This is a genomic window from Pseudomonas frederiksbergensis (assembly GCF_001952935.1).
GTDB lineage: Bacteria > Pseudomonadota > Gammaproteobacteria > Pseudomonadales > Pseudomonadaceae > Aquipseudomonas > Aquipseudomonas frederiksbergensis.
The window spans coordinates 4910802-4937209 of sequence record NZ_CP018319.1 but is presented as its reverse complement, the minus strand read 5'-3'; the positions used below and the strand labels follow the sequence as shown (position 1 = coordinate 4937209).

General features: G+C 57.5%; 22 protein-coding genes. 14 read left to right on the top strand and 8 right to left on the bottom strand.

Annotated elements, in window-relative coordinates; all coding sequences use genetic code 11:
• The first annotated feature begins 124 nt into the window (after positions 1–124).
• From PFAS1_RS23155 to PFAS1_RS23120, 8 genes are all read left to right on the top strand, one after another.
• Positions 125–1063, top strand: a complete 939-nt coding sequence (locus PFAS1_RS23155; protein WP_076030660.1) for a LysR family transcriptional regulator — start codon at positions 125–127, stop codon at positions 1061–1063.
• A gap of 503 nt (positions 1064–1566) precedes the next feature.
• On the top strand, positions 1567–3249 hold the full coding sequence (locus PFAS1_RS23150; RefSeq protein WP_076030659.1) for a peptidoglycan D,D-transpeptidase FtsI family protein: 1683 nt from the start codon (positions 1567–1569) through the stop codon (positions 3247–3249).
• A gap of 92 nt (positions 3250–3341) precedes the next feature.
• Positions 3342–3842: a lysozyme inhibitor LprI family protein gene (gene umoC / locus PFAS1_RS23145; RefSeq protein ID WP_076030658.1), complete on the top strand. Its 501-nt coding sequence runs from the start codon at positions 3342–3344 to the stop codon at positions 3840–3842.
• Between the two features lie 338 nt (positions 3843–4180).
• The gene (locus PFAS1_RS23140; protein ID WP_076030657.1) at positions 4181–4390 is read left to right on the top strand and encodes a hypothetical protein; all 210 of its coding nucleotides are present in this window, start codon (positions 4181–4183) and stop codon (positions 4388–4390) included.
• Between the two features lie 164 nt (positions 4391–4554).
• Complete coding sequence (locus PFAS1_RS23135; protein WP_076030656.1) at positions 4555–5247, top strand: SOS response-associated peptidase family protein; 693 nt, start codon at positions 4555–4557, stop codon at positions 5245–5247.
• 144 nt (positions 5248–5391) lie between these two features.
• A complete protein-coding gene (locus PFAS1_RS23130) occupies positions 5392–5655 on the top strand; it encodes a hypothetical protein (RefSeq protein ID WP_074877703.1) in 264 nt (87 codons plus the stop codon).
• Positions 5656–5773: 118 nt separating this feature from the next.
• Positions 5774–5974: a hypothetical protein gene (locus PFAS1_RS23125; RefSeq protein ID WP_076030655.1), complete on the top strand. Its 201-nt coding sequence runs from the start codon at positions 5774–5776 to the stop codon at positions 5972–5974.
• Positions 5946–6197, top strand: a complete 252-nt coding sequence (locus PFAS1_RS23120) for a hypothetical protein (protein ID WP_232252155.1) — start codon at positions 5946–5948, stop codon at positions 6195–6197. Before PFAS1_RS23125 ends, PFAS1_RS23120 begins: the two co-directional genes overlap by 29 nt.
• A 155-nt stretch (positions 6198–6352) precedes the next feature.
• Here PFAS1_RS23120 and arcD (PFAS1_RS23115) read toward each other — a convergent pair whose 3' ends face one another.
• Entirely contained in the window at positions 6353–7780 is a 1428-nt protein-coding gene (gene arcD / locus PFAS1_RS23115; RefSeq protein WP_076030653.1) for an arginine-ornithine antiporter, read from the bottom strand.
• 379 nt (positions 7781–8159) lie between these two features.
• On the opposite strand from arcD (PFAS1_RS23115), the gene arcD (PFAS1_RS23110) reads away from it, so the two are divergent.
• The 5 genes from arcD (PFAS1_RS23110) (at position 8160) to PFAS1_RS23090 (ending at position 13391) form a co-directional block, all read left to right on the top strand.
• Positions 8160–9587: an arginine-ornithine antiporter gene (gene arcD / locus PFAS1_RS23110; protein WP_076030652.1), complete on the top strand. Its 1428-nt coding sequence runs from the start codon at positions 8160–8162 to the stop codon at positions 9585–9587.
• 35 nt (positions 9588–9622) lie between these two features.
• Complete coding sequence (arcA, locus tag PFAS1_RS23105) at positions 9623–10879, top strand: arginine deiminase (protein WP_076030651.1); 1257 nt, start codon at positions 9623–9625, stop codon at positions 10877–10879.
• A 68-nt stretch (positions 10880–10947) separates the two neighbouring features.
• Complete coding sequence (locus PFAS1_RS23100; protein WP_074877720.1) at positions 10948–11958, top strand: ornithine carbamoyltransferase; 1011 nt, start codon at positions 10948–10950, stop codon at positions 11956–11958.
• 128 nt (positions 11959–12086) lie between these two features.
• Positions 12087–13016 carry a carbamate kinase gene (arcC, locus tag PFAS1_RS23095; RefSeq protein WP_074877722.1) on the top strand — a complete coding sequence of 310 codons (930 nt, stop codon included), beginning with the start codon at positions 12087–12089 and terminating at the stop codon, positions 13014–13016.
• 12 nt (positions 13017–13028) lie between these two features.
• Positions 13029–13391, top strand: a complete 363-nt coding sequence (locus tag PFAS1_RS23090; RefSeq protein WP_076030650.1) for a DUF5064 family protein — start codon at positions 13029–13031, stop codon at positions 13389–13391.
• 101 nt (positions 13392–13492) lie between these two features.
• Here the strand turns inward: PFAS1_RS23090 and PFAS1_RS23085 are convergent, their stop codons facing one another.
• From PFAS1_RS23085 to PFAS1_RS23055, 7 genes are all read right to left on the bottom strand, one after another.
• Entirely contained in the window at positions 13493–15136 is a 1644-nt protein-coding gene (locus tag PFAS1_RS23085) for a fatty acid--CoA ligase (RefSeq protein WP_076030649.1), read from the bottom strand.
• A 30-nt stretch (positions 15137–15166) separates the two neighbouring features.
• Entirely contained in the window at positions 15167–16945 is a 1779-nt protein-coding gene (locus tag PFAS1_RS23080) for an acyl-CoA dehydrogenase C-terminal domain-containing protein (protein WP_076030648.1), read from the bottom strand.
• A gap of 7 nt (positions 16946–16952) precedes the next feature.
• The gene (locus PFAS1_RS23075) at positions 16953–19469 is read right to left on the bottom strand and encodes an efflux RND transporter permease subunit (RefSeq protein ID WP_076030647.1); all 2517 of its coding nucleotides are present in this window, start codon (positions 19467–19469) and stop codon (positions 16953–16955) included.
• A 15-nt stretch (positions 19470–19484) separates the two neighbouring features.
• Complete coding sequence (locus PFAS1_RS23070; RefSeq protein WP_076030646.1) at positions 19485–20573, bottom strand: WD40/YVTN/BNR-like repeat-containing protein; 1089 nt, start codon at positions 20571–20573, stop codon at positions 19485–19487.
• A 148-nt stretch (positions 20574–20721) separates the two neighbouring features.
• Positions 20722–22080: a DUF1329 domain-containing protein gene (locus PFAS1_RS23065; RefSeq protein WP_076030645.1), complete on the bottom strand. Its 1359-nt coding sequence runs from the start codon at positions 22078–22080 to the stop codon at positions 20722–20724.
• A gap of 41 nt (positions 22081–22121) precedes the next feature.
• On the bottom strand, positions 22122–24134 hold the full coding sequence (locus PFAS1_RS23060) for a DUF1302 domain-containing protein (RefSeq protein ID WP_076030644.1): 2013 nt from the start codon (positions 24132–24134) through the stop codon (positions 22122–22124).
• Positions 24135–24261: 127 nt separating this feature from the next.
• Positions 24262–24828: an RBBP9/YdeN family alpha/beta hydrolase gene (locus PFAS1_RS23055; protein WP_076030643.1), complete on the bottom strand. Its 567-nt coding sequence runs from the start codon at positions 24826–24828 to the stop codon at positions 24262–24264.
• A 356-nt stretch (positions 24829–25184) separates the two neighbouring features.
• Between PFAS1_RS23055 and PFAS1_RS23050 the strand changes: the two genes are divergently transcribed.
• Positions 25185–26243, top strand: a complete 1059-nt coding sequence (locus tag PFAS1_RS23050; protein ID WP_076030642.1) for an AraC family transcriptional regulator — start codon at positions 25185–25187, stop codon at positions 26241–26243.
• Positions 26244–26408 lie beyond the last annotated feature (165 nt).

Below are 26408 nucleotides of genomic sequence, written 5' to 3'. Positions count from 1 at the left end.
CCTCCGCTATAGGCGTTTTATTGTTTGACCGATATTCAGGTGCCATGGCCAGGCGAGCAAGAGCAACTTTTTGATGGTATCGTTGCTCTGAAAGCAACAGAGCCACGCAAGGGCAGGATTTTTTGTGAGAGATCTGAATCAACGCCGAATGCGCTATTTTTATGAGGTGCTTACCAGCGGCTCTATTCGCGGGGCCGCCGAGAATCTGAACACCGCACCTTCGGTCATCACCCGGCAAATTCAACTGCTGGAAGAGGAAGTAGGATCCCTGTTGTTTGAACGGCAGGCACGTGGCGTATCGCCTACCGAGACAGCCCACCTTCTGCTGGAGTTCTGGCGTGGATGCCAGGCCCAACAAGAGCATCTTGAAGACCGCTTGCGAGGACTGAAAGGGTTAAGGGAGGGTGACATCCGCATAGTCACCAGCGAGGGCTTCATCGACTTGCTGATCGATAATGTCTTGCGCGATTTCACGGGCACCTATCCTGGCATACGTATCAGTCTGGATGTGCTTCCCGTCAACAGCGTTCTCGAGGAAGTTGCCCAGAGCGCCGCCCATATTGGCCTGGCATACAATCCACCGGCACATCCTGAAGTCACCTATCGCGCCTCATCGCTGCAACCTGTTCGATTACTCATGCGCGCAGGTCATCCATTGACGCGCCTCAGTGAGCCATTGAACTTCAAAGAGATAATGCGCTACCCATTGGCAGTGATGCCGCTTGAATACGGGTTGGGGCAAATTATCCAGCTCGTTTCACATGCAGAAAACCTGTCCATTCGGCCGGCCTTGGTCACGAACTCCCTCACCGCCCTGCGACGCTATGTGATGAACGGAGATGCAGTCACAATGATGAGCGAATTCTCCGCCTTTAACGATATGGCCAGCGGAGATCTGGTGACTCGGTCAATCGATCATCCACTGTTCCAGAATATCCATGCTCGACTCTTGGTCAAACTCAGGAAGCCGCAATCCGTTGGCGCCGAAGAACTTCTCAAATGGATCGAAGAGCGAATATTTATATTTAACAAAGCAATGGTCAATAATATTAAATCAACATAAGACTCCAGAAATTATAGTTTTTTTATAATGACAAATATCTGAAGTCACATTATGGATATTGCTATCCAGCGAGCGAATCTACTTACGTATCCTATACGGAGATCGGCTCATCAGGCCAAACTGGTGACACCGCGCAATGAGCCGTCACCTTGGCTGTCATAACTTGCGAACCGGGCTTACTCGTCAAAGCCTTACCAGTTCTACGAAGATGCTCCGTAGTGATTTCGTTGCTCAAAAAGCAACAGCATGGACTAAAAGTTGCTGTGGATACAAATCCTATTGTCATCTAACATAAAGCGGCTTTTTTTAATTCAGGCAGTCAATACGTTCTCTGAAATCAGAATCAGGAGCCCTCTGGGGCCTAATTCAAAAATCCAATATCAACACAAGCAACCTTTAGGCGAATTTTAATACCCGATGTTATTTCTTAATATTACAAAGCAAAATAGCAACAAGTTAGTTAGACTTATATGCCGCCGTACGTATAGAGCCAGAAAAGCTGTATGAGCTTCCTAACACGAAACCCAAGATTTACAATAGTTTTAACTATTTTTTGTGCCCTTGTAATAGTACTTATGGCGAGAATTACTTACCTTGCGGTTTTTTCCCATGATTTCTTGAACAATGAAGGCCGTAAACGCTCAACGCGACTGATTGAAACCATGCCCGTGCGTGGCACTATTTTTGATCGATTCAATCAACCCTTGGCGGTTTCCACCCCGGTCAGCACCTTGTGGGTGAATCCTAAACAATTTGCCCCAACTAAACAGCAGGCAGCAGTATTGAGTGAGCGTCTTGATATTGATGCTTCACTGATTAGATATTTGACATTAAATGACGAAGACAAGTCGTTCGCTTATTTAGCCAGGAGGGTGGATCCAGAGACGGCAAGCAAAATACTAAACCTGTCTATTCCTGGCTTGCATGAACGCCAGGAGTATAAGCGATTCTATCCGCAATCTTCGATGATGGCTCAGACATTAGGCTTTACCAACATTGATCAGAAAGGCATTGAAGGCATCGAGTTAATGTTTGACACTCAACTTTCCGGAACCTCTGGTCTTGAGGAGCGAACTTTAAACCTACACAAGCGCGTCACACGAGAAATCCTCGTGCACACGGCTGTCACTCCCGGCGATGATCTTCATTTAACCATTGATTCTACCCTTCAGTACTACGTTGAAAAGGCATTATGGAAAGCACTTAAAGATAATGCAGCCCGGTCAATAAGCGCCATTCTGATACACGCCAAAACAGGAGAGGTACTGGCATTATCCACGGTACCTTCATTCAATCCCAATGCGCGTAACAGCTTTAGCACAAACGTCATTCGTAATCGCGTATTTACCGATGTGTATGAACCAGGCTCAGTGATAAAACCCTTCAGCATGGCAGCCGTTTTGACGGCAGGTATCGTTGATAAAAATGCCATGATTCAGATAGCGCCAGGTTTCATCAAGATCAATGGCTATACCATTCGTGATGTGGGAAGGGATAACCAGCTAGACCTGCCGGGTATCATTCGTCGCTCTTCAAATGTTGGCATGAGTAAAATTGCCATATCGACAGGCGGCGCAGCCATTTCGCAACTACTGCTGGATCTGGGATTTGGAAATAACACCTCGGTGTTCTTTCCAGGGGAAAGTGTCGGGTCTGTTCCAACCCGGAGAGTATGGTCGGATATCGCCACCGCAAGCCTTTCATACGGATACAGTTTGTCGGTCAATTTAGCTCAATTGGTTCAGGCCTATACCGTTTTTGCAAATGACGGGCACCTGGTTCCATTATCGTTAATTAAAGGTCGAGCTCATCCGCCCCGTAAGGTCATGAACCCTGAAGTCGCCAACAGCATTCTGGACATGCTGGTACACGCAGTGGATGGACCTGGAGCCGGCGGAAAGCGTGCAGCAATCGAAGGGTATGTCATAGCGGGTAAAAGCGGGACCTCACGCAAGGCATCCAGTGGTGGCTATCAAAGCAATACATACAGGGCCATGTTCGTGGGCATCGCACCGGCCAATGCGCCGGAATTCATCATGGCTGTTTTAGTAGATGAGCCTACCGCCAAAGGTTACTTCGGTGGAGCGATTGCAGCACCGATTTTCAAGGAAGTACTCGAAGACGTTCTTCGCATCAGAAATGTACCTCGTGACCAAAGTCAAACTCTGCCAGCAATACAGGGCTGAACTGGCAATCCGAGCAAGCAACTGGTTGATGAACTTATCGCTTGAGAGGTGATCTTTTCCCTCTCGATAAATGCTTTAAAAAGGATAGATAAATGAGAAAAATCATTATTGGTGTGGTTGTAGCTACTTCAGTTGGCATTGGTACGGCATTTGCTCAAATACCCGCGAGAGATGAGATGAATGCAATCACAAATGGCGCGGTCAATATGACCGCTACACCTACTAACACCGCAGCAAAAACCGCAGTGACCAGCGACACTCAAGCAGGAGCATTGAACGAATGCTACAACGCCATTGGCGATCAGCCCCGGACAGCGTTGCAACCTTGCCTTGAGCGCAAGGCTCGCGAAGCGACGTCACAAATGAAAATCGCCTACAAAAAATTGGAAGCTCAGACAAAGGAAATCGATTCGAGTGCGACGGCCAAAGCCCTTACCTCGCTGCTCGCCTCTCAGAAGGCTTTCGAGAAGTTCAAGGAAGCACAGTGTCAGTGGGAAGGTGACTCCATGTTGGGGGGCTCAGGTTCTGGAGATATTTTTAGTTCCTGCAAAGTCGATTTGATGCGCTGGAGAACGAAGCAACTTTCCGATTGAAGTTATCGCCATAGATTGCTGGCTATCTCGCCAGTACGCCATTGAGGCCGTCATTGACCTATCGAGCTGGATCGAGGCCTGCGGCGCAGCCGACGGCGCGCTGGAAACCATCGACAGAAACGAAGAATTCATCAAGCTGACCCTTGCGGTATTAATGGCGACCGAGTGCCCGCTATCGGCCCAGAATTTGAACCCAGCGCCGCTCGGCATGGGTTCCATAACTATTGCGCCAGTGTTCCAGAACCAACCCGCTTTTACCCTCCTCCGGCATCCTGCCGATCGTTAAACATCCATCATGTAACGCGGTGCTACGCTGTCCTTAAAACCGAGGAATCGCGATGCCACATTCAGACCTGCTCCCCTCCTTGCTGTACAAGATCAACGAAAACCAACTCGCCCTGGAGGCCGCCATCCTGGAGATTTCCAACTGGGTCGAGGTGCGCGGCTCGGCTGACGTTGCAGACAACGTGCGCGCCGAATTGGACACCATCGACAAGAACGAGGAGTTCATCAAGCTGACACTGGCCGTCCTGATGACCCCGGAGTGAACTGGAGCGACAGCTCGTCCGCGCCACGATAGCTGCGTCTCGATTTGGCCGGCTCTGCGCCTGCCCCGCCGCCATGAAGATTGCCAGACATGCGCTGGAAGAGGTTTTGTAATGAAGCCTTCACCCGCTGGTCTACCCTGAATGAACAGCCGGAGGGTTCAATCATGTGCGGACGCCTTTCACAGTACCGGGGAATTCACGACTTCGTCGCGGCGCTCAGTATCCCCCATGCACTGATCAACTATGCTGGCGACCAGCCTTTCGAGCGCTATAACGCCGCTCCGACCACTCAGCTTGCCCTCATTCACCAAGAAGGTCAGTTTCTTCGCGCTGACATGGTTCGCTGGGGCTGGCGCCCGAATTGGGCCAAAGACCGCGTCGCGCCGATCAATGCCCGGGTTGAGAAAGTTGCCCACGGACCGTTCTTCAAAGCGATCTGGCCTCATCGGGCGATCATTGCGATCGACAACTGGTTCGAGTGGGTTTATGAAGGCGGGCCGAAGAAACAGCCTTACCTCATTCGCCACCGAGACCGGACGCCGATCCTCTGTGCCGCGATCGGTCAGTACCCCATTGCTGAGCGTGAGCCGGACGAGCACGACGGCTTCGTGATCATCACCGCCGACAGCGCCGGAGGCATGGTGGACATTCACGACCGACGTCCGGTGACATTGAGCCCGGAGCTGGCACGAGAATGGCTGGACCCGGCCATGCCGAAAGAGCGCGCCGAGCAAATGGTGCTTCTTGAGGGAGAACCTGCCGAGGCCTTCGAGTGGTTCAAGGTTGACAATGCTGTCGGCAACGTACGAAATCAGGGGCGGGAGCTCATCACCCCCCTTGACCGAGACGAAGGCTGATCGAGCAATCGGTCAAGCGATCGGACTCAGGCTCGATTTCGCACACTCATCGATAAAACTAAATAATCGAAAGTGCCTGCCGATAGTCAAAACAATGCCCCAGCATCATGGGATTTTAGAACGTGTAGTAGTGAGTTCAGGCTAATGAAAGATATCTATCTACTGATCGAGCATGGTATGGATCAGGGCGAAGTTTACGTACTGGGTTGGTTCGATGACGAGAAAAGGGCCAAGGAAGTGGCCGAGGAGAAAGAGTGGGAGGTTTACCGCGCCAGCTTGAAAGCTGAGCATCCCTGGTCAAATCACAAACCGTTGTCACCAGACCAAACCAAATATCGTCGCTTCTGGATCAAAGAGATTTCCAGATTTGATCACGTCCCGGTTCCCAGGTCTTCGGCAGTTCATTGACCCGGCAGGTCAGCGACGGCGGGAGGCTGTTCTTAAAACCGCTGAACCGTGGATACCCGTTTGACGAATGCTGCCAGAGGGTGGGCGTCATCGTGCGAGCCCTGCAAAAGTTCTGACAATGCCAAAGAAACGGCCAGTTGACACTGCAGCAAGTGCTGCAGATATCGAGAAATCCATCCAAGCCCTGAACAAAATGGCTGAACGCCTGTGGGGAGATGGTCGAGAGAGCGAGGCTAAAGCCCTCCTCGATGCCTTGGATGCGTTAAACCGGGCGCTGGACCGGATCAGGATTGGTGAAAGTCGCCGGGTTCTTCATTGAATACCGTCTTGGATCTGGAACGAGGGTTGATGGCATGGCGCACTCATTTCAATACCAGATAACCGAATCCGTTCGGGTAGTTGAGATCGAGATTGGAAAACTGCTCGATTTGGCAGCAATGCTGAAAGAGGATGGAAACGATGCCCTGGCGACGGCTGTCTCGAATCAGGCGAATAAGCTGCTTGAGGCTGCGGTGGCGCTGAGAATTGCAATGGCAGGCTAGCTGCTTGCCGATCGTTCAATAGTCTGCCCCACGCCGGGCTTTCCACCTGTCATGCCTTCGTCACACCGACCAATCACACTGCAGGCAGCCAAAGGGATTTGGCCACGTGTATAAAGAGCCCGGCCTGGCGCCGGGCTTTTTCGTTATCGAGCACCTCACAACGATAGCAATCCACTGTACAACCCATACGCTGCCACCCCGGCCCCGGCGATAACGCAGGCAAAAATCCCTTTCTCGACAGGCGAAAACAAAGGCTCGCCCTGCTCATGTTTTGCCTTGGCAAATAAAATCACTCCGGGCGCATACAACAACGCCGAGAGCAGCAAATACTTCACCCCGCCGGCATACAACAGCCATACCGCGTAACACAGTGCGATCCCGCCAATCATCAGGTCTTTGGTGCGCTCGGCCGATGCGTGTTCGTAGGTTTCGCCGCGCCCGCTCAACAGCACCGCATAGGCCGCCGACCACAGGTAGGGCACCAGAATCATCGACGACGCGAGGTAGATCAGACTGGTGTAAGTGCCGGCAGAGAACAGTGTTATCAGCAGGAAAATCTGGATCATCGCATTGGTCAGCCACAACGCGTTGACCGGTACATGGTTGGCGTTTTCCTTTTTCAGGAAGGCCGGCATGGTCTTGTCCTTGGCCGTGGCAAAGAGGATTTCAGCACAGAGCAGCGCCCATGACAGCAACGCACCCAACAGCGAAATCGCCAAACCGACGCTGATCAACAGCGCCCCCCAATGACCGACGATATGTTCCATCACCGTCGCCAGTGACGGGTTCTGCAGTTTGGCCAATTCGGGCTGGCTCATGACGCCGAGCGACAACACGTTAACCAATACCAGCAGCGCCAACACCCCGAGGAAACCGATGACCGTCGCTCGGCCAACGTCCGAACGCTTTTCCGCCCGGGCCGAATAAACACTGGCGCCTTCGATGCCGATAAAGACGAAGACGGTCACCAGCATCATGTTGCGCACCTGATCCATCACGCCGCCAAAATCCGGATTGCTGCGGCCCCAGATATCCCGGGTAAAGATGTCAGCCTTGAAGGCCACGGCAGCAATGACGATAAACATGATCAACGGGACGATCTTGGCGACGGTTGTCAGTTGATTGATGAATGCGGCCTCTTTGATTCCGCGCATCACCAAAAAATGCACCGACCACAGAAGGATCGAGGCGCAGCCGATGGCGATCGGCGTGTTGCCTTGGCCAAAAACCGGAAAAAAATAACCCAGGGTACTGAACAGCAGCACGAAGTAACCGACGTTGCCTAGCCAGGCGCTGATCCAGTAACCCCAGGCGGAAGAAAATCCCATGTAATCGCCAAACCCGGCCTTGGCATAGGCATACACCCCGGAATCCAGCTCGGGTTTGCGATTGGCCAGCGTCTGAAAGACGAAGGCCAGGGTCAGCATGCCAACGGCAGTGATTGCCCATCCGATCAATATCGCGCCTACGTCGGCTTTCTCCGCCATATTTTGCGGCAGGGAAAAGATCCCGCCGCCAATCATCGATCCCACTACTAAGGCAATCAGCGCATTCAAGCGGAGCTTTTGCGTCGGCTGTGTCATTTTTTTGCGCCTCCGTTTACCCGCGGGGACTTTCATAGTCGGTATTAACCAATTGACAAAGCGTAATAGGGGTTACCGATTAACGCCAGGCAGTAGATTTTTTATAACTTTTCGCAATAAAAACAGCAATGTAATTATCAGCACCTCATTGGGCACCCATGAAACAGCAATTAAAATTTGCCAAACACTGGAAACCAACTAGCGTGAAGTCAGCAATTATTTTCTGTCTTTCAGCATAAAAATATTCACAACAACAAGATTATTGCGAACAGCCTTATTTTCGTAAGTCTTTAAATAACAATGAAATATAGATATGCATTAATCGAAAGAACATAACGAAACCAAATGCTGTTTCTCCTCCCTGCAATGGTGTCATGCAATGTCTGAATCCCCCGGAAAACTGAAACTCGGCGCTCTGGTTGCATTGGTCGTCGGCTCAATGATCGGGGGCGGGATCTTTTCCCTGCCGCAGAACATGGCCGCCAGTGCTGACGTCGGTGCCGTTCTGATCGGTTGGGCAATTACGGCCGTCGGCATGCTGACCCTGGCCTTCGTTTTCCAGACGCTGGCCAACCGCAAGCCCGATCTGGACGGCGGTGTCTACGCCTACGCCAAGGCGGGTTTCGGCGACTATATGGGTTTCTCGTCTGCCTGGGGCTACTGGATCAGTGCCTGGCTGGGGAACGTCGGCTACTTTGTTTTACTGTTCAGCACTCTCGGTTACTTCTTTCCGATCTTCGGTGAAGGCAACACGGTGGCTGCGATCATCGGTGCATCGGTGTTGCTCTGGGCCGTGCACTTTCTCGTGCTGCGCGGGATCAAGGAAGCCGCGTTCATCAACCTGGTGACCACGGTCGCCAAAATCGTGCCGCTGCTGCTGTTTGTCCTGATCGCGATTTTCGCCTTCAAGCTGGATATCTTCACCGCCGATATCTGGGGCCTCAAAAACCCGGACCTGGGCAGCGTGATGAACCAGGTGCGCAAGATGATGCTGGTCACCGTCTGGGTATTCATCGGTATTGAAGGCGCGAGCATCTTCTCGGCCCGTGCGGAAAAACGCAGCGATGTGGGTAAAGCCACCGTCATCGGGTTCATCACTGTGCTGCTGTTCCTGGTGCTGGTGAACGTCCTGTCGCTGGGCATCATGACCCAACCGGAATTGGCCAAGCTGCAGAACCCGTCCATGGCCGCGGTGCTGGAACACGTGGTCGGTGAGTGGGGCGCGGTACTGATCAGCGTCGGCCTGATCATTTCGTTGCTCGGTGCGCTGCTGTCGTGGGTGTTGTTGTGTGCGGAAATCATGTTCGCCGCCGCCAAGGACCACACCATGCCGGCCTTCCTGCGCAAGGAAAATGCCAACCAGGTGCCGGTCAACGCCTTGTGGCTGACCAACGCGATGGTGCAACTGTTCCTGATCATCACGCTGTTCTCGGCCAGTACCTACCTGTCGCTGATCTACCTCGCCACTTCGATGATTCTGGTGCCGTACTTGTGGTCTGCGGCCTATGCCCTGCTGCTGGCGATCCGCGGCGAGAGCTATGAAAACGCTCTGGCCGAACGCAGGAAAGACCTGTTCATCGGCGCCATTGCGGTGATTTATGCCATCTGGCTGATTTATGCCGGCGGCGTCAAATACCTGCTGCTCTCCGCCCTGCTCTACGCCCCCGGCGTCATTCTGTTCGCCAAGGCTAAACTTGAAGTCAGTAAACCGGTTTTCACCAACGTCGAGAAGTTGATTTTCGCAGCAGTCGTCGTCGGCGCCCTGGTCGCAGCCTACGGGCTGTATGACGGCTTCCTGACCCTGTAACGCCCACGTGTTTTGTCATCTGGAGGATCACTGCAATGACCACCGAAAAAGTTAAGTACGGCGTCCATTCCGAAGCCGGCAAACTGCGTAAAGTCATGGTTTGCTCTCCAGGCCTGGCTCACCAGCGGCTGACCCCGAACAACTGTGACGAACTGCTGTTCGACGATGTGCTGTGGGTCGCCCAGGCCAAGCGTGACCATTTCGACTTTGTCACCAAAATGCGCGAGCGCAACGTCGATGTGCTGGAAATGCACAACCTGCTGACCGATATCGTCGCCATCCCCGAAGCGTTGGACTGGATCCTGGAACGCAAGATCACCGCCGACTCGGTTGGGTTGGGGTTGATCAACGAAACCGGTTCCTGGCTGCGCAGCCTGGAGCCGCGCAAGATCGCCGAGTTTCTGATTGGCGGGGTGTCTGCCGATGACCTGCCGACCAGTTTCGGTGGCAAGACCATCGAAATGTTCCGCGATTTCCTCGGCCACTCCAGTTTTATTCTGCCGCCACTGCCCAATACCCAGTTCACCCGCGACACCACTTGCTGGATCTACGGCGGTGTGACGCTGAACCCGATGTACTGGCCGGCGCGCCGTCAGGAGACCCTGCTGGCGACGGCCATCTACAAGTTCCATCCGCAGTTCACCAACGCCGACTTCCAGATCTGGTATGGCGATCCGGATAAGGAGCACGGCAATTCCACCCTGGAAGGGGGTGACGTCATGCCGATCGGTAACGGCGTGGTCTTGATCGGTATGGGCGAACGCTCGTCTCGTCAGGCTATCGGCCAACTGGCAGTCAATTTGTTCAAGAACAAAGCGGTGGAGAAAGTGATTGTCGCCGGCCTGCCGAAATCCCGTGCAGCGATGCACCTGGACACCGTGTTCAGTTTCTGCGATCGCGATGTGGTGACCATCTTCCCGGAAGTGGTGAACCAGATTGTGGCCTTCACCCTTCGCCCTGACGAAAGCAAACCGGGGGGCATCGACATCCGCCGCGAAGAGACCACTTTCCTCGACACCGTGGCCAAGGCCCTCAATCTCAAAGCGCTGCGCGTCGTCGAAACCGGCGGCAACAGCTTCGCCGCCGAACGCGAGCAGTGGGATGACGGCAACAACGTAGTCGCTGTGGAGCCGGGTGTGGTGATCGGTTACGACCGCAACACCTACACCAATACGCTGCTGCGCAAGGCCGGTGTGGAAGTCATCACCATCAGCGCCGGCGAACTGGGTCGCGGCAGAGGCGGCGGCCACTGCATGACGTGCCCGATCATTCGCGACCCTATCGACTATTAATTTGCCCACCTGCGCCTGTGCTTATAAAGCACAGGCGTTGGGATAACCGACATCCAAGGAGATCCAAAATGGCCTTTAATATTCACAACCGTAATTTGCTGAGCCTGGAGCACCACACGCCTCGCGAATTACGCTATCTGCTGGACTTGTCTCGCGACCTCAAGCGCGCCAAGTACACCGGCACTGAGCAGCAACACCTCAAAGGCAACAATATCGCGCTGATTTTCGAAAAAACCTCGACCCGGACCCGTTGCGCCTTCGAAGTGGCAGCCTATGACCAAGGCGCCAATGTCACCTACATCGACCCGAACTCTTCGCAAATCGGCCACAAGGAAAGCATGAAGGACACCGCCCGCGTATTGGGTCGCATGTACGACGCCATCGAATACCGTGGCTTCAAGCAGGAAATCGTCGAAGAACTGGCTAAGTTCGCCGGTGTGCCAGTGTTCAACGGTCTGACCGATGAGTACCACCCGACGCAAATGATTGCCGACGTGCTGACGATGCGTGAAAACGCCGACAAGCCGATTCATGAGATCAGTTACGCCTATTTGGGCGACGCCCGTAACAACATGGGCAACTCGCTGCTGCTGATCGGCGCCAAGCTCGGCATGGACGTGCGCATTTGCGCGCCGAAAGCCCTGTGGCCGGCGGACGATCTGGTCGCTCGCTGCAAAAAATACGCAGAGGAAAGCGGCGCTCGCATCACCCTGACCGAAGACCCTAAAGCAGCCGTCAAAGGCGTGGACTTCATTCACACCGATGTCTGGGTATCGATGGGTGAACCGGTTGAAGCCTGGGCCGAACGCATCAAGCAACTGTTGCCCTACCAGGTCAACGCGGAACTGATGAAAGCCACCGGCAATCCGCGCACCAAGTTCATGCACTGTCTGCCGGCGTTCCATAACTGCGACACCAAGATCGGCAAACAGATCGCCGAACAATACCCGCACCTTAGCAACGGTATTGAAGTCACCGACGACGTGTTCGAGTCGCCAGCCTGCATTGCCTTCGAGCAAGCGGAAAACCGCATGCACACCATCAAGGCGATTCTGGTGTCGACCCTGGCTGACCTGTAACGGCTGATGCGGTGATCGTTCCCATACTCTGCGTCACATGGGACGCGGAGCGCCCCGGGCGGCATTCCCACGGGGGACCGTGGGAACGATCATCGTGTTGTTCACACCCTTTCTGAAAGGACTGCATTATGCGTATCGTCGTTGCTCTGGGTGGTAACGCCCTGCTCCGCCGTGGTGAACCCATGACCTCGGACAATCAGCGCGCCAACATCCGGATCGCCACCGAACAGATCGCCAAGATTCATCCTGGCAATCAACTGGTCATCGCCCATGGCAATGGTCCGCAGGTCGGCCTGTTGTCGCTGCAAGCCGCGGCCTACACCTCGGTTTCGCCGTATCCGCTGGACGTGCTGGGTGCCGAAACCGAAGGGATGATCGGCTACATCATCGAACAGGAACTGGGCAACCTGCTGGACTTCGAAGTGCCCTTCGCCACCCTGCTCACTCAAGTCGAAGTCGATGCCAATGACCCGGCGTTCCAGAATCCCACCAAACCCATCGGCCCGGTCTACACCAAGGCTGAGGCGGAACAACTCGCGGCCGAAAAAGGCTGGGCGATTGCCCCGGATGGTGACAAGTTCCGTCGCGTAGTCGCCAGCCCAAGACCCAAACGTATTTTTGAAATTCGCCCGATCAAGTGGCTGCTGGAAAAAGACAGTATTGTGATTTGCGCGGGGGGTGGCGGCATCCCGACGATGTACGGCGCCAGCGGCAAACTGCAGGGCGTGGAAGCGGTGATCGATAAAGACCTGTGCTCGGCGCTGCTGGCTGAACAGCTGGAAAGCGATCTGCTGGTGATCGCCACCGACGTCAATGCCGCCTACATCGATTTCGGCAAACCCACCCAGAAAGCCATCGCTCAGGCTCACCCCGACGAGATGGAAAAACTCGGCTTTGCGGCTGGGTCCATGGGGCCTAAAGTCCAGGCCGCCTGCGAGTTCGCCCGCCATACCGGCAAGGTCGCGGTAATCGGCTCACTCGCGGACATCGAGGCTATCGTTCAGGGCACGGCGGGCACCCGTATCAGCACCAAGGCATCTGGCATTACCTATTTGTGAGGAGAGACGACAATGGCAACGTTCGACCCCGGACATCTGCACATCGAGCGCCACGCGCTGACCAAGGACGATGTCAGCTACAACCTGCACTTGGACTATGAAGTGTTCAAGGATCCCAAGGAAGGCAAAGGGATGCAGTTCACATTGCACGGTTCGATCGAGGGCAAGGAGATGAAGGAAACGTTCTTCCTTCCCAAGGATCAAGCCTACAACTTCGCCAGGAATGTCACGAAAATCCTTGAAAAGTACGGTATCCCCAAAGTGCACAGCAGCATTGGGTCCAATCACAAATTCTACGACTTGATGTTCGAAGACATGAGGGAGCAACTGGATATGAAATCAGGCGACCCGGTCAAGCCAGAACATCTGGAGTAATCCGGGCGCGCTTTTTCTATCGCTATCAGTGAGGCGGCCAGAACCACGCGTGCTGCTGCGGGTCCTGGCCGCGCAAGTCCTTGACGGACATCCGCAGGGCTTCAGCCCAATTCACTTTCCCGGATGAGCTTCTTGTTAATCTTCCCGACGCTGGTTTTAGGGATCTCGGCGACGAACTTGAACTGCTTGGGAATCGCCCATTTGTTGATCCGGCCACGCTCGACAAACCCTTGCAGGTGCACCTCCAGGATCTTGCGGTCCAGGTACTGCCCGGGCTCGCACACCACCAGCGCCATCGGCCGTTCGCCCCATTGCTCGTCCGCAATGCCCACCACCGCGACCGACATGACGGCCACGTGTTCGCTGATCAGGCTCTCCAGCTCCAGGGAGCTGATCCACTCCCCGCCTGTCTTGATCACATCCTTGATGCGGTCCTTGATTTCCACTCCACCCAACGGGTCGATTGAGGCCAGGTCGCCGGTGTGCAGCCAGCCGTTGTGCCACAACTCGGCGCCCTTTTCCGGCTCCTTGAAATAGCCTTGGGTCAGCCAGGGTGCGCGTACCACGATCTCGCCCTGAGACTCGCCGTCATGGGCAACCTCATTGCCACTGGCGTCGATGATTTTCAGGTCGACCATCGGCACAGGCGTGCCCGTCTTGATGCGGGTAGCCAGTTGGGCTTGCGGGGATTGTTCGAGGTCTTCGTCGCGCAGGTAAGTCAGGCACAGCAACGGACAGGTTTCCGACATGCCGTAGCCGCTGTGCACCTGAATGCCTTTGGCGCTCGCTTCGCTGGCAATCCCTAATGTCAGCGCGCTGCCGCCCAGGAGCATTTTCCAGCCATCGAATCGAGTCCGTTGAGCTTCCTCGCAGTTCAGGATCATTTGCAAAATGGTCGGTACACAGTGGGAGAACGTGACCTTTTCCTCTCGATACAGCCTGACCAGGCTGTTCGGCTCGTAGCGACCGGGGTAGACCTGCTTGATCCCCATCAGGGTGGCGACATACGGCACACCCCACGCATGCACGTGAAACATCGGCGTGATCGGCATGTAGACGTCATCGGAGCGCAGCAGCGGCAACCCCTGATAGACGCCCAAAGTGCCCACGGCATTCAAGGTGTGCAACACCAGTTGGCGGTGGGTGAAATAGACGCCTTTAGGGTCGCCAGTGGTGCCTGTGGTGTAGAACAGGGTCGCCACGGAGTTTTCATCGAAATCAGGAAAGTCGTACTGGTCGGCCGACCCGGCCAACAGGTTTTCATATTCCCCCAGCACCGGTAGCGACGTCTGGATGGCGGTGTCGTCCGTCAACTGCAGGTAGCCTTTGACGGTTTTGAGCTGCCCGTGAATCTGTTCAACCAGCGGCAGAAAATCGTCATGCACCAGCACTAGGTCGTCCTCGGCATGGTTCATGGTGAAGAGCACCTGATCCGGCGAAAGACGGATATTCACGGTATGCAGCACCGCACCGATCATCGGTACGGCAAAGAAGCATTCCAGGTAACGGTGGCTGTCCCAGTCGAGCAGGGCCACCGTGTCCCCGGCCTTGACGCCAGCAGCGGTCAAGGCATTGGCCAGCCGGCGGATCCGCTGGTTGAGGGTCTGGTAGCTGTAGCGCAATTTGTCGGCATACACGATTTCCCGACCCGGCTCGTAGCGCACGCCGGACAGCAGCAATTGCTTGATCAGCAAGGGGTAGGCATAGGCGCCGTCGGCGGGCGGAATTATTTTTGTCGCCATCATTTATGGTTCCCGATCCTTTTTTACGTGGGCTCAGAACTGCGCTGCGTCCAATTGATAGAGGCATTCGCTGCCCGCCTTGGCCGATGCACTCAACGAGTGGATGCGTGGCAGCAGACGGGCGAAGTAGAAGCGCGCGGTGGCCAGTTTGCTGGCGTAGAAATCGTCTTTTGAATGCGTGCTCATGGCCGCCTTGGCCATTCGCGTCCACATGTAGGCGTACGCGGTGTAGCCGAACACGTGCAGGTACTCGACCGAAGCCGCGCCGATTTCATTCGGGTTGCCCTGGGCCCGGTCCAGCAGCCATGCGGTCAGTTCGTCGAGGGTGTCGACGGCGGCGTTCAACGGTTGGGTGAACTCTCTGAGGTCAGCGCAGGCGTTGGCGGTATAGGTGCGGATTTCCGAAGCGAACAGCCGGTACAGCGCCCCGCCACTGCCGACGATTTTGCGCCCGGCCAGGTCCAGTGACTGGATGCCGTTGGTGCCTTCGTAGATCTGGGTGATGCGCACATCGCGAACCAGTTGTTCCTGGCCCCATTCGCGGATGTAACCATGGCCGCCGAAGACCTGCTGGCCGTGCACCGTGGTTTCCAGCCCCATGTCGGTGAGGAACGCCTTGGCCACCGGAGTCAGCAGCGACACCAAATCTTCCGCGCGCTTGCGGGTGGTGGCGTCATCGCTGTACTTGGCGGTGTCCAGTTGCAGCGCCACGTAGCTGGAGAACGCCCGCCCGCCTTCGTTCAAGGCTTTCATGGTCAACAACATGCGCCGTACGTCCGGGTGCACGATGATCGGATCGGCGCCTTTGTCCTTGTTCTGCGCACCGGTCGGCGAACGGCTTTGCAGGCGGTCACGGGCGTATTCGACGGCGTTCTGGTACGAACGTTCACCCAACGCCAGACCCTGGATACCCACGCCCAGACGTTCGTAATTCATCATGGTGAACATCGCCGCCAAGCCCTTGTTCGGCGCATCGATGATCCAGCCAGTCGCCCCGTCAAAGTTCATCACGCAGGTGGCCGAAGCCTTGATGCCCATCTTGTGTTCGATGGAACCGCAGGACAGCGAGTTGCGCTCGCCCAGCGAGCCATCGTCATTGACCAGCACCTTGGGCACCAGAAACAGGGAAATGCCTTTGGGGCCGGCGGGTGCATCAGGCAACCGCGCCAGTACCAGATGAATGATGTTTTCAGTCAGGTCGTGCTCGCCGCCGGTGATGAAAATCTTGCTGCCGCTGATCTTGAAACTGCCGTCGGCTTGAGGTTCGGCGCGGGTGCGAATCAGGCCCAGGTCCGTGCCGGCATGCGCCTCGGTCAGGCACATGGAACCGGTCCACGTGCCGGCGTACATGTTCGGCAGATAGCGTTCCTTGAGCTCTTCACTGGCATGGGCATTGATCGACAGGCACGCACCGGCGGTCAGCATCGGGTAGAGGCCGAACGACAGGCTTGCCGAGTTGACCATCTCTTCGACCTGAGCCGAAATCGCCTTGGGCATGCCCATGCCACCGAACTGTGGATCGCCGCCCACACCCACCCAACCGGCTTCGGCGAATGCCTGGTAGGCCGCAACAAAACCGTCCGGCGCCGTGACTGCGCCATTGCTCCAGGTGCAACCCTGCTCGTCGCTGCTGCGGTTCAGTGGCGCGATGACTTCGCCACTGATTTTGCCGGCCTCTTCAAGGATTGCAGCGGCTGTTTCTTCATCGATCACCTCGGCCAGGCCAGGCAACCGGGCCCATAGCCGGGACACCTGGAAGACTTCGTTGAGTACGAAGCGCATATCGCGCAAAGGAGCTTTGTAATCAGACATGGTTGGCTTACTCGGAAATGGTCAGGGCATGCGGCATACCCTGGCGTTGAGAGGTGTCAGTTTCAGTGGCTTGCGCCACGTGAGCTTGCAAAACGGGGTGACGCAGCAGGAAGTACGACAGGGCAGGGATCAGCACCAGCGCGCCGAGCATGTTCCACAGGAACATGAAGGTCAGCAGGATGCCCATGTCGGCCTGGAACTTGATCGGCGACCAGACCCAACACACCACGCCGGCCGCCAGGGTGATGCCCACCAGGCCCACGACCCGGCCGGTAAACGACACGGCGTTGCGGTACGCCTGACTCAGCGGCAGGCCCTGACGCTGGTAATGCAACTGCACGCTGAGCAGGTACAACGCGTAATCCACGCCGATGCCGACGCCCAATGCGATCACCGGCAGGGTGGCGACTTTCACGCCAATGCCCATGGCGACCATCAACGCTTCGCAGAGGATCGAGGTCAGCACCAGCGGCAACAACGCAACCAACGTGGCGCGCCAACTGCGGAAGGTAATCAGGCAGAACAGCGTGACCGCCGCATAGACGTAAAGCAGCATGGTGCGATTGGCCTCGCGCACCACGATGTTGGTCGCCGCCTCAATCCCGGCCGACCCGGCCGCCAGCAGGAACTGCCGATCTTCGCTGTTGTTCTCGCGAGCGAATTTTTCGGCGATGCCCACCACGGCATCCAGGGTCTCGGCCTTGTGGTCCTTGAGGAAGGTGATCACCGGCATCAGTGAACAATCGGTGTTGAACAACTCCGGGGAGTTGACCGAGGCTTGCTGCGCGGCGTAGTTCAGCACGTCCTGATTGCGCTGGATGCTGTTGAGCTTGGGGTTGCCTTCATAGGTGCCGGCGGTGATTTGGCGCACCGCGTTGACCAATGATGCCGTGGCCTGTACGCCCGGATACTGCTGCAGCTCCCAGGCCAGGCGGTCGGCGAGGACCAGCGTCTTGTAGTTCAAGCAGCCTTCTGGCGCAGTCTTGATCATCACCGCGAACAGGTCGCTGGACAGCGCGTAGTGGCTGGTGATGTAGGCGTTGTCACGGTTATAGCGCGAGTCGGCACGCAACTCCGGTGCGCCACTTTCCAGGTCGCCGATCTTCAGCTGCAAACTGACCATGAAGCCGCCGATACCCATCAGCAGCGCGACCAATACCGCCCCCGTGGCCCACTTGCGCGTGGTGAAACGGTCGAGCAAGTCCCACAGTTTGCCGAAGCCTTTGTGCCCCTCTGCGCGGGTGTCGATTTTCAGCGCACGCTCGGCAGCCTTGGCGCCGACGCCGACATAAGACAGCGCCACCGGCATCAGCAACAGCGAGGTGAAGATCAGCACCGCCACACCGATGCTGGCGGTGATCGCCAGGTCGCGGATCACTGGAATATCGATCAGCATCAGCACCGCGAACCCGACGGCATCGGCCAGCAGCGCGGTGACACCGGCAATGAACAGGCGGCGAAAGGTGTAGCGTGCGGCGATCAGCCTGTGGGTGCCGCGGGCGATGTCTTGCATGATCCCGTTCATCTTCTGCGCCGCATGGGACACACCGATGGCGAAGATCAGGAACGGCACCAGCACCGAGTACGGGTCGATGGCATAGCCGAGCCAGGCGACGATGCCGAGTTGCCAGACCACCGCGATCAGCGAGCAGCCGACCACCAGCAAGGTGCTGCGAACGCATCGAGTGTAGGCATAAATGATGATCAGCGAAGTGACCACGGCCAGGCCGAAGAACATCATCACCTGGATCAGGCCGTCGATCAGGTCGCCCATCAGTTTGGCAAAACCGATCACCCGGACTTTGTACTGGCCCTTGCCCTCCTCCCCGGCCTTGCGTGCAGCGCTGTCGCCGGCGAACTCGATCTTGTCGCGCAACTGCTCTTCGAGCATCTGCGAAAAGGCGTGGTAGTCGATGCGCTGACCGCTGGCCGTGGCCTTGTCCAGCAGCGGCACGATCAACATGCTCGATTTGTAGTCGCTGGCCACCAGGCTGCCGACGATACCGGCGCGGGAAATGTTCTGGCGCAGCTGTTCTATTTGCTCAGGCTTGCCCTCATAGGTATCGGGCATTACCGGGCCACCCTGGAACCCTTCCTCGGTGACTTCGGTCCAGCGCACCGCCGGGCTCCACAACGACTTCATCCAGGCGCGGTCGACGCCTTCGGTGAGGAACAATTTGTCATTGACCTGCTTGAGCACGTCCAGGTAACCGGGGTCGAAAATATCGCCCTGGGTGTTCTCCACCACCACCCGCACCGAGTTGCCCAAACCGCGCAGCGACTGGCGGTTTTCCAGGAAGTTCTGGATGTACGGCTGACTCTGCGGAATCATCTTTTCGAAGCTGGGGCGAAGCTCCAGGCGCGTTGCAGCCATGTAGCCCAACACCACGGTGGCCAGCGCCATCAGCAGCATGAACAACGGACGGTAGTTGAACACCAACCGCTCCAGCAGGTTGCCGGAATGGCGGTCGAAATCCCGCAGATCGCGGATTACCGGCATGGTTTCTTGTTTGATATTGCCCATGTCTGGGTACTCGCTCTAAGGGTTCGAGGGCTTGTCAACGGACAGCGTCCGTGCACCACGGCTGCCAACCACTACCAGCGCACCGTTGGCGGCACGCGTGACGCCCGTCACCGGGACCGGCTCGGCTTGCTGCAACCAGTGCATTTGCGCACCGGCCCCCTGGCTCACCAGCATCTGCCCGCCCTGAGTGAACAGGCGGTAATCACCCTGGGCATCGACGATTGCGGCGGTGATGCTGACGCGCAGGCCACTGTCCTGCGGGGTCCAGCTGAGACCGCCATCGGTGCTGCGCAGCACATTGCCGCGCAAGCCGTAGACGAGGACTTCCCCGGGTTTGCCGAGCACCCCGAAAAAACTGCCCTGATAAGGTGTCTGCACGGCGGCGAAACGCTGTTGGGCGTCATCCCATTTCAGCAACAAGCCCTGCTCGCCGGCGATGTACAGCGCATCCCCGGTGGAGGCGATGGCGTTGAGGTGAAAACCCTGCGGGTTGTCGGTGCGGTCCTGGAACGGTGTCCAGCTCTGGCCGCCATCCTCGGTGCGCAGGATCAGGTTGAACACCCCGACCACATAGCCGAGGCGCTCGTTGGCGAACCAGACATCGAGCAACGGTTTGTCGGCGCCTTGCGCCACCAGGCGCTCACCTTCGGCGACCAGCAGTGGCCATTGTTCGTTGCCCGGTTCTGCACTGGCCAACGCACCGTAATGCTTGACCAGCAAGGCCCCGATCTCGCGACCGTCCAGTTGCTTGCGCCAGGTCGCGCCCGCATCGTTGCTGTGCAACACCACACCGTCGCCGCCCACCGCCCAGCCTTGGGTCGCGGAAGGAAAACTCACGGCATTGAGGTCAGCACTGACCGGCACCACGGCCTGCTGCCAGTGCTTACCGGAATCATCGGAAAACAGAATATGGCCACGCTGACCGACGGCGATCACCCGCTCACCGGCGCGGGCCATGCCGGACAACGGACTGTTGATGGCCAAGGCACTGACCCTGGCGGGCAGGTCCAGCACATCGACGTAATCGGCCGCGTGGGTGACGCCCTGCAACAGGCCGAGCACAACACCAAACGCCACCTGCAAATAATTCTTATACGAACACATACCGCGTCCTCTTCGGAAAACCGCGCCGGGACACACATCCGTGTGTCTGACGTTCACACCTGGCGCCCGCGACGGTCGGCGTGCACCGACCGCCGCACGATCCACGCTTGGTGAGCCGTGGACCTTGCGGGCGCTTTTTGCGGTTGGCTTAGCGAATGCCGCTGCCGGCCAGGGATTCCGACGACCATTGCGCCTTGGAGAGCGGATCGATGTACTTGATGCCGCCGTAAGGCCCGACCACGCCGTTGATGTTGTACGAGCCTCCTACCAAGTCGTAGATCATGAAGGGCGTGGAATCCGGGATCTGCTTGTCGTAGCTCTGGCTGAGGAAGGCGAAGGAGCCACGGTACAGCTGACCACGGGCGTCGTATTGGTCAGAAGCCAGAGCGGTCCAGCTGTCTTCATCAAGGTAGAAGCGGCGCTTCTGATAGATGTGTCGGGCGCCGGCCTTGAGGTTGCCTTCCACTACCCAGACGCGGTGTTTTTCCCAACGCACATAATCGGGAGCCAGGTGATTGGCGGTGGTCAGCGACTTGGGATCCTGGGCGTAGGTCAGCTTGTAGGTGTTGTAGGGCACGATCATTTCCTGCTTGCCCACCAGCTTCCAGTCGTAGCGGTCCAGTGCACCGTTGAACACGAAAACATCGTCGTAGGTGCCCGCGCCAGCGGTACCGGGGTTAGGCGTGTCGTAAGCCAGGTTCGGTGCCAGCTTGACCCGACGCTGGCCAGGCAGGTATTGCCAGGCGCGACGCGGCTGTTGCAGTGGGTTGGCGGCGTCCTTGAGCATCACCGCTTCACCGGCCCGGCGCGCAGGGCCGGTGTAGGACAGCTTCATCTGGTAGTACACGTCGGCGCTGCTGATCGGCTGCGCGAGGTTTTCGTAGATCGGGTAGGAAATGAACGCCTGGCCGGTGGTCGCCAGGCTTGGCACACCGGCGGAGTCGACGTTCCAGGAGTCGTACTTGGAGTTGATGCTCACGCCTTGATAGCGCAGCAGGAAGTTCCACATTGCTTCGTTGCCCGACTGCGGGATCGGGAACGGCACGCCCGGCAGCACGTTATCGATGGCCAGACCGCCTTCGAGGGACTTGGCGCCGCTGGCATTTTTCACGCCGTTATCGAGGATGGCTTTGGGCAGCGAAACGGTGCGGTGGGTCGGGTAGACATTGACGTGGAAGCTCGGGAAACGTTTGGCCAGTTCCGCCGTGGTTGCACTGAGCAAGCCCTTGTACTGATCGACGTTTTTGCCATCGATCACCAGCAATGGTTTTTCGTTGGCGAAGGGGTCCGGGCGCATGCTATCACCAGCTTTGAAACTGGCCGGCGGCGTGGTCAAGCCACCCTCATAGGCGGGGATGGAACCATCAGCGTTCCCGGCCTTTTCGGCGCCCACCAGGGTCAGGCTGCTGCCCAATTTGGCAGCCTCCTGAGGTGAAACAGCGGCCTGTGCCTGGGCGGCAAGGACCATGGCCAGCGAAGCGGCCAACACGGTTTTTGCGAATTTCATCTTGTTATTCTCCTGCTTGCATTGAGCAAATCAGTGGTGCATCAAAAAGTGGTTTTCATCGTCAGGTAAACGGCGCCACGGTCCTCAGTCGTGGCCCCTCCACCGGAGAAGGCTGAGTAGCCACCGCCGTAACAGGCGTAGTTTTCATTGCCGCTAAAGGCATTGGGTGTGGAACCGTCGCCGCTGCCGGCATTGGCCGCGCCGGTGCTCAGACCGCTGGTGTCGCACTTGTCGGTCTTGCCGAAGGAGTCCACGTACTTCAGGTCAATGAAGTATTTGTTGTACACAACCGCCCCGAGGCCGATGGCGTAGTTGCCGGTGTCTTTGGCACCGCCACCGGAGACCGGTGACACGCCGTCGAGACCGACGTTGATGGACATCGGTGCGTTGAGGTCGACGCCGGGAAACACCTGGTACCAGGTCGGCGTGAAGTTGACCGCAATGCCCCAGTTGTCCCGGGTCGGCTGGTCGATGCCGCGATAGGTGTCCTTGCCCTTGTAGAGCGCCTCGTTCTTGCTATCGAGCTTGAGCAGGTTGCTGTAATACAGCTCGCCCAGCAGGGTTGCCGAATCGAATACCGGCGTTTTGGCAATGGTCATCAGACCGTTGAGCGTCCAGTGCAAGGTGTCGCCGGTGGCGGCCATGCTGTCGCCTCCCTGCGGGGTGTCATACACCACACCGGTGGCCGCCGTACGCGCCGGCAACAGGCCAAGACCCGCGCCCAGGCCCAGCGGACTGTTCGTGCTGACAACCGCCGGAATACTGGCCAGCGGCATGTTGTGACGGATGTTCAGGTCAGAACCGACGCTCACCCCGCCCACATCCTTGGACAGGCTCAAGCCAACGATCTTGATGTTGTCGGCATAGGCCATTTGATAGGTGGCGGTGCTCAGCGAGTTGAGCGTATTGACCACCGCAGGCACTTGCCCGGCCGGCCGGGTGCCGTTGGGGTTGGCCGAACTCAGGCCTCTGGCATCCAGCCACGCTTGCGGCAGGATTTCCGAGGTTTCGCGGTAGTAAGCGCCGAGGGTGCCATCCAGCCAGGCCGGCGACCACTTGGCCATAACACCCCAGTCACCGCGCTTGTCCGGTGTCAGGTCATGACCGCGACGCACATTGGTCAAGCCATTGCAGGGCGCCAGGCCACACCCCAGCGGACTGCCCGGCACCACGCCATTGGTGTTGCCCAGCAGGAACGACTGCGCACCGAAACCGACCAGATCGGAACCACCATAGTAAGTACCGGCTTCAGGCAGGCGCGCGGCGTCCCAATCGAGGAAATACTGGGCACCCACGGTCAACTCGGGATTGACGGTGAACGACATCGACAACTGGTTACGCGGAACGAACAGCTCCTTGGCTTCGGTACCGGGCGAGGCAGCCAGTTTGGCCAGGTCCAGGCCCGATTGACCGTAACTGTTCGAGTGCACCGGGTTGAGAATGGTCTCGCCCCAGAACACGTTGTGCTGACCGGCCTTGACGCTCAGCAGCGACTCCTCGCCCACTTCGGTGCTGTAGAACACGAAGGCATCGAGGATTTCTCCGGACGGACCGGTGTAGTAACGCTGGGCATAGTTGCTCAGGTGCGGGCTGCCGTTGCCGACGTTGTCACCGGTGACCCCGGCCAGACGTGGGTCGTTGGCGACCAGCCCCGACCTTGCGTCGTTGCCGTTGACGAACGGGTTGGAATTGGAACCGGTGTTCTCATAGGCCTTGTCGTACCAACTGGCGGCGCTGACACGAAAACCCATGTGGTTCTGGTAGACCACATCCATCTCGGTCAACAGGTCGACACGGTTGGTGATGTTGGTCCCGGCCTTGCGGAAGTTGTAGTCGCCGTCGTTGTTGTTCGGCGTTGCCAGCATGCGTTTGTCAGCGCTTTCGGTGCGTACGCCGTAGTTGTACTTCACGGTGTTATCAAGACGTACGGTCCAGTCCGGGTTACCTGTGTCGAGCTCGACCGCCTGCGCGACCGGCACGGCTGCGGCCAAGATGGCCGAGGCCAACAAGGTGTAACGCGAGGGTGCGAACCCGTGACTCTTATTGTTGTGCATTGCGTTGTCTCCGCCTTTTTGTATTTGTTTTAAGCGCAGCCGCCCTCGCGTAACCCCTTGTTCCAGGGGTTTACGGTTTCAGGAATGAGGGCAAATGCCGGATGGCGCGGGCCAACCGGCGCCTGAACTAGCGATCCAGCTCGAGGATGAGGGCTTCGGCGTGTGGCCAGTGCCCATACCCGGCAGCAGGATTGAGGTGACCGACTTCGCCGAGGTTGAGCAGTTCGCTGCCCCAGCCGTCGGCCATGCGCGTGGCGGCATCCAGGCTGGCGAGGTGGTCGTTGGTACTGGCGGCCACCAGGCTGCGGAACGGCAACCGGCCTTTGGGCAGAGGGTCCCAACCCTGGCTACGCAGGGTTTCAGCGGAGGGGTAGCCTTGCGGCCACTCGGCATCGAGGTCCGGCGGAGCGGCCAGCAGCGCACCCTTGATCGGCCGACTGTGCAGCGCCGCCCAGTGCGCGACCATCAGCACACCTGCGCTGTGAGCGACCAGAATCACCGGCCCGTCGATCTGCTCCAGCGCGTGCTGGATCGCGTCGACCCGCTTGGCGCAATCGAGCTTGTCGGTGTCCAGCGGTGGCACACTGCGTACTTTGCACAGCCTGGCTTCCAGCAGCGTTTGCCAATGCTCGGCAACGTGCTCGCGCAGGCCCGGTACGATCAGAACGGTTGCTGCAGTTTGCAGTTTGTTCACTTCAACACCTTCGCTTTCTCGATGACTCGACTAGCTCTGTTCGCCAGGGGCTTTTTGTAGGACTGACATTAAAGAGCGCCCGCCCGAAGCGCTTTTCATTAGACGTCAGGCACTTTTCTTTTCATGACAGATTTCCAGGTGTCGGGCACACAGCGACCATTGGTCGAATATCCCCGCAGGTTCTCTACAGCTCACTGTAATCAATGGGTGAGCGTCAATTGCTGGACAACGACGGTGTGATTTTGGACAGCATTGGGCGAGCGTCTCCGACAACGTCACAACTGTTCAATCGTTGATGTGCTGGATATAGTCGCCACGCAAATTTGAATCGCAACTGGCCCAGGAAAGACCTTCGCATGCCCAAGCTTGTTCGCGCCGCCGTCTTGACCAACTACCTGGAGGTTACTCAATACCTGGGGTTCAACCCACGCGATGTGTTGGCCGGCGTCGGCTTGAGCAAAGCCAAGCTGCTAGCCCCTGAACATCGCATTCCCATCGATGCCGCCGTGCGTCTGCTGGAGGATTCGGCTGTTGCCAGTGGCTGCCAGAGTTTCGGCCTGAGCATGGCCGAGTCGCGCCAGCTCTCGGACTTCGGCGTGGTCAGCCTGTTGCTCAGCCACCAGCGTACGCTGCGCGACACGTTGCAAGTGTTGGTGCACTACCGTCATCTGATGAACGATTCGCTGGCCCTCTTCATCGAGGAGGCGGGCAAGATGGTGATCATTCGCGAAGAGGTGGTCACCGAATCGCCGATGCCCTGCCGACAAGCCAATGAACTGGCGATCGGGGTGATGTTCCGCCTGTGCGCCGCCCTGCTCGGCGCGCACTGGCAACCCTACAGCGTCAACTTCACGCACCAGCCTCCCGACAACCTGCAACTGCATCGCCGCCTGTTCGGCTGCAAACTGGAATTCGGCAGCGAGTTCAATGGCATCGTCTGTCCCAATGCCAGCCTCGACATGACCAACCCCCATGCCGACCCGGCCATGGCGCGCTACGCCCAGAGCTACCTCGACTCACTGCTGCACCACGAAGGCCCGTCGATGCTGTTCGAGGTGCGCAAAGCCATTTACCTGTTGTTGCCGATGGGGCGCGCCACCATCGAGCAGATCGCCCAGACCCAGGGCATGAACGTACGCACCCTGCAACGTCGCCTGAAAGACGACGGCTGCGCCTTCAACGACCTGATCAACGACGTGCGCCGTGACCTGGTGTTGCGCTACCTGGAAAACCCGAATTATTCGTTGGGCCGGATCGCCGACATGCTCGGCTATTCGATGGCGAGTTCCTTCACCCGCTGGTTCATCACCCAGTTCGGCATGCCGCCCGCCGCATGGCGCAGTGCGCAAAAACAACCCAAGGCACCCAGCGAGCCGAGCACCCTGCCCGGCACCACGGAACCCCGGGACGACTGAAAGGGACGCAAAAAAAACGGCGACTGCTGGCACAGTCGCCGTAAAAAAACCGGCGTTCGTGACACCGGCCGAGGAGTTCTGTGGCGAGGGAGCTTGCTCCCGCTGGGCTGCGCAGCGGCCCCAAAAAGGACGCCGAGTGGTTTCTGAGAAAACGCGGTGTTCTTG

Coding starts and splice junctions, on each gene's coding strand:
- PFAS1_RS23065 (WP_076030645.1), bottom strand. CDS start 22,080: ATGAAATTCGCAAAAACCGTGTTGGCCGCTTCGCTGGCCATGGTCCTT.
- PFAS1_RS23060 (WP_076030644.1), bottom strand. CDS start 24,134: ATGCACAACAATAAGAGTCACGGGTTCGCACCCTCGCGTTACACCTTG.
- PFAS1_RS23140 (WP_076030657.1), top strand. CDS start 4,181: ATGCCACATTCAGACCTGCTCCCCTCCTTGCTGTACAAGATCAACGAA.
- PFAS1_RS23085 (WP_076030649.1), bottom strand. CDS start 15,136: ATGATGGCGACAAAAATAATTCCGCCCGCCGACGGCGCCTATGCCTAC.
- PFAS1_RS23070 (WP_076030646.1), bottom strand. CDS start 20,573: ATGTGTTCGTATAAGAATTATTTGCAGGTGGCGTTTGGTGTTGTGCTC.
- arcC (WP_074877722.1), top strand. CDS start 12,087: ATGCGTATCGTCGTTGCTCTGGGTGGTAACGCCCTGCTCCGCCGTGGT.
- PFAS1_RS23150 (WP_076030659.1), top strand. CDS start 1,567: ATGAGCTTCCTAACACGAAACCCAAGATTTACAATAGTTTTAACTATT.
- PFAS1_RS23130 (WP_074877703.1), top strand. CDS start 5,392: ATGAAAGATATCTATCTACTGATCGAGCATGGTATGGATCAGGGCGAA.
- umoC (WP_076030658.1), top strand. CDS start 3,342: ATGAGAAAAATCATTATTGGTGTGGTTGTAGCTACTTCAGTTGGCATT.
- PFAS1_RS23075 (WP_076030647.1), bottom strand. CDS start 19,469: ATGGGCAATATCAAACAAGAAACCATGCCGGTAATCCGCGATCTGCGG.
- PFAS1_RS23135 (WP_076030656.1), top strand. CDS start 4,555: ATGTGCGGACGCCTTTCACAGTACCGGGGAATTCACGACTTCGTCGCG.
- PFAS1_RS23125 (WP_076030655.1), top strand. CDS start 5,774: ATGCCAAAGAAACGGCCAGTTGACACTGCAGCAAGTGCTGCAGATATC.
- arcA (WP_076030651.1), top strand. CDS start 9,623: ATGACCACCGAAAAAGTTAAGTACGGCGTCCATTCCGAAGCCGGCAAA.
- arcD (WP_076030652.1), top strand. CDS start 8,160: ATGTCTGAATCCCCCGGAAAACTGAAACTCGGCGCTCTGGTTGCATTG.
- PFAS1_RS23050 (WP_076030642.1), top strand. CDS start 25,185: ATGCCCAAGCTTGTTCGCGCCGCCGTCTTGACCAACTACCTGGAGGTT.
- arcD (WP_076030653.1), bottom strand. CDS start 7,780: ATGACACAGCCGACGCAAAAGCTCCGCTTGAATGCGCTGATTGCCTTA.
- PFAS1_RS23080 (WP_076030648.1), bottom strand. CDS start 16,945: ATGTCTGATTACAAAGCTCCTTTGCGCGATATGCGCTTCGTACTCAAC.
- PFAS1_RS23100 (WP_074877720.1), top strand. CDS start 10,948: ATGGCCTTTAATATTCACAACCGTAATTTGCTGAGCCTGGAGCACCAC.
- PFAS1_RS23090 (WP_076030650.1), top strand. CDS start 13,029: ATGGCAACGTTCGACCCCGGACATCTGCACATCGAGCGCCACGCGCTG.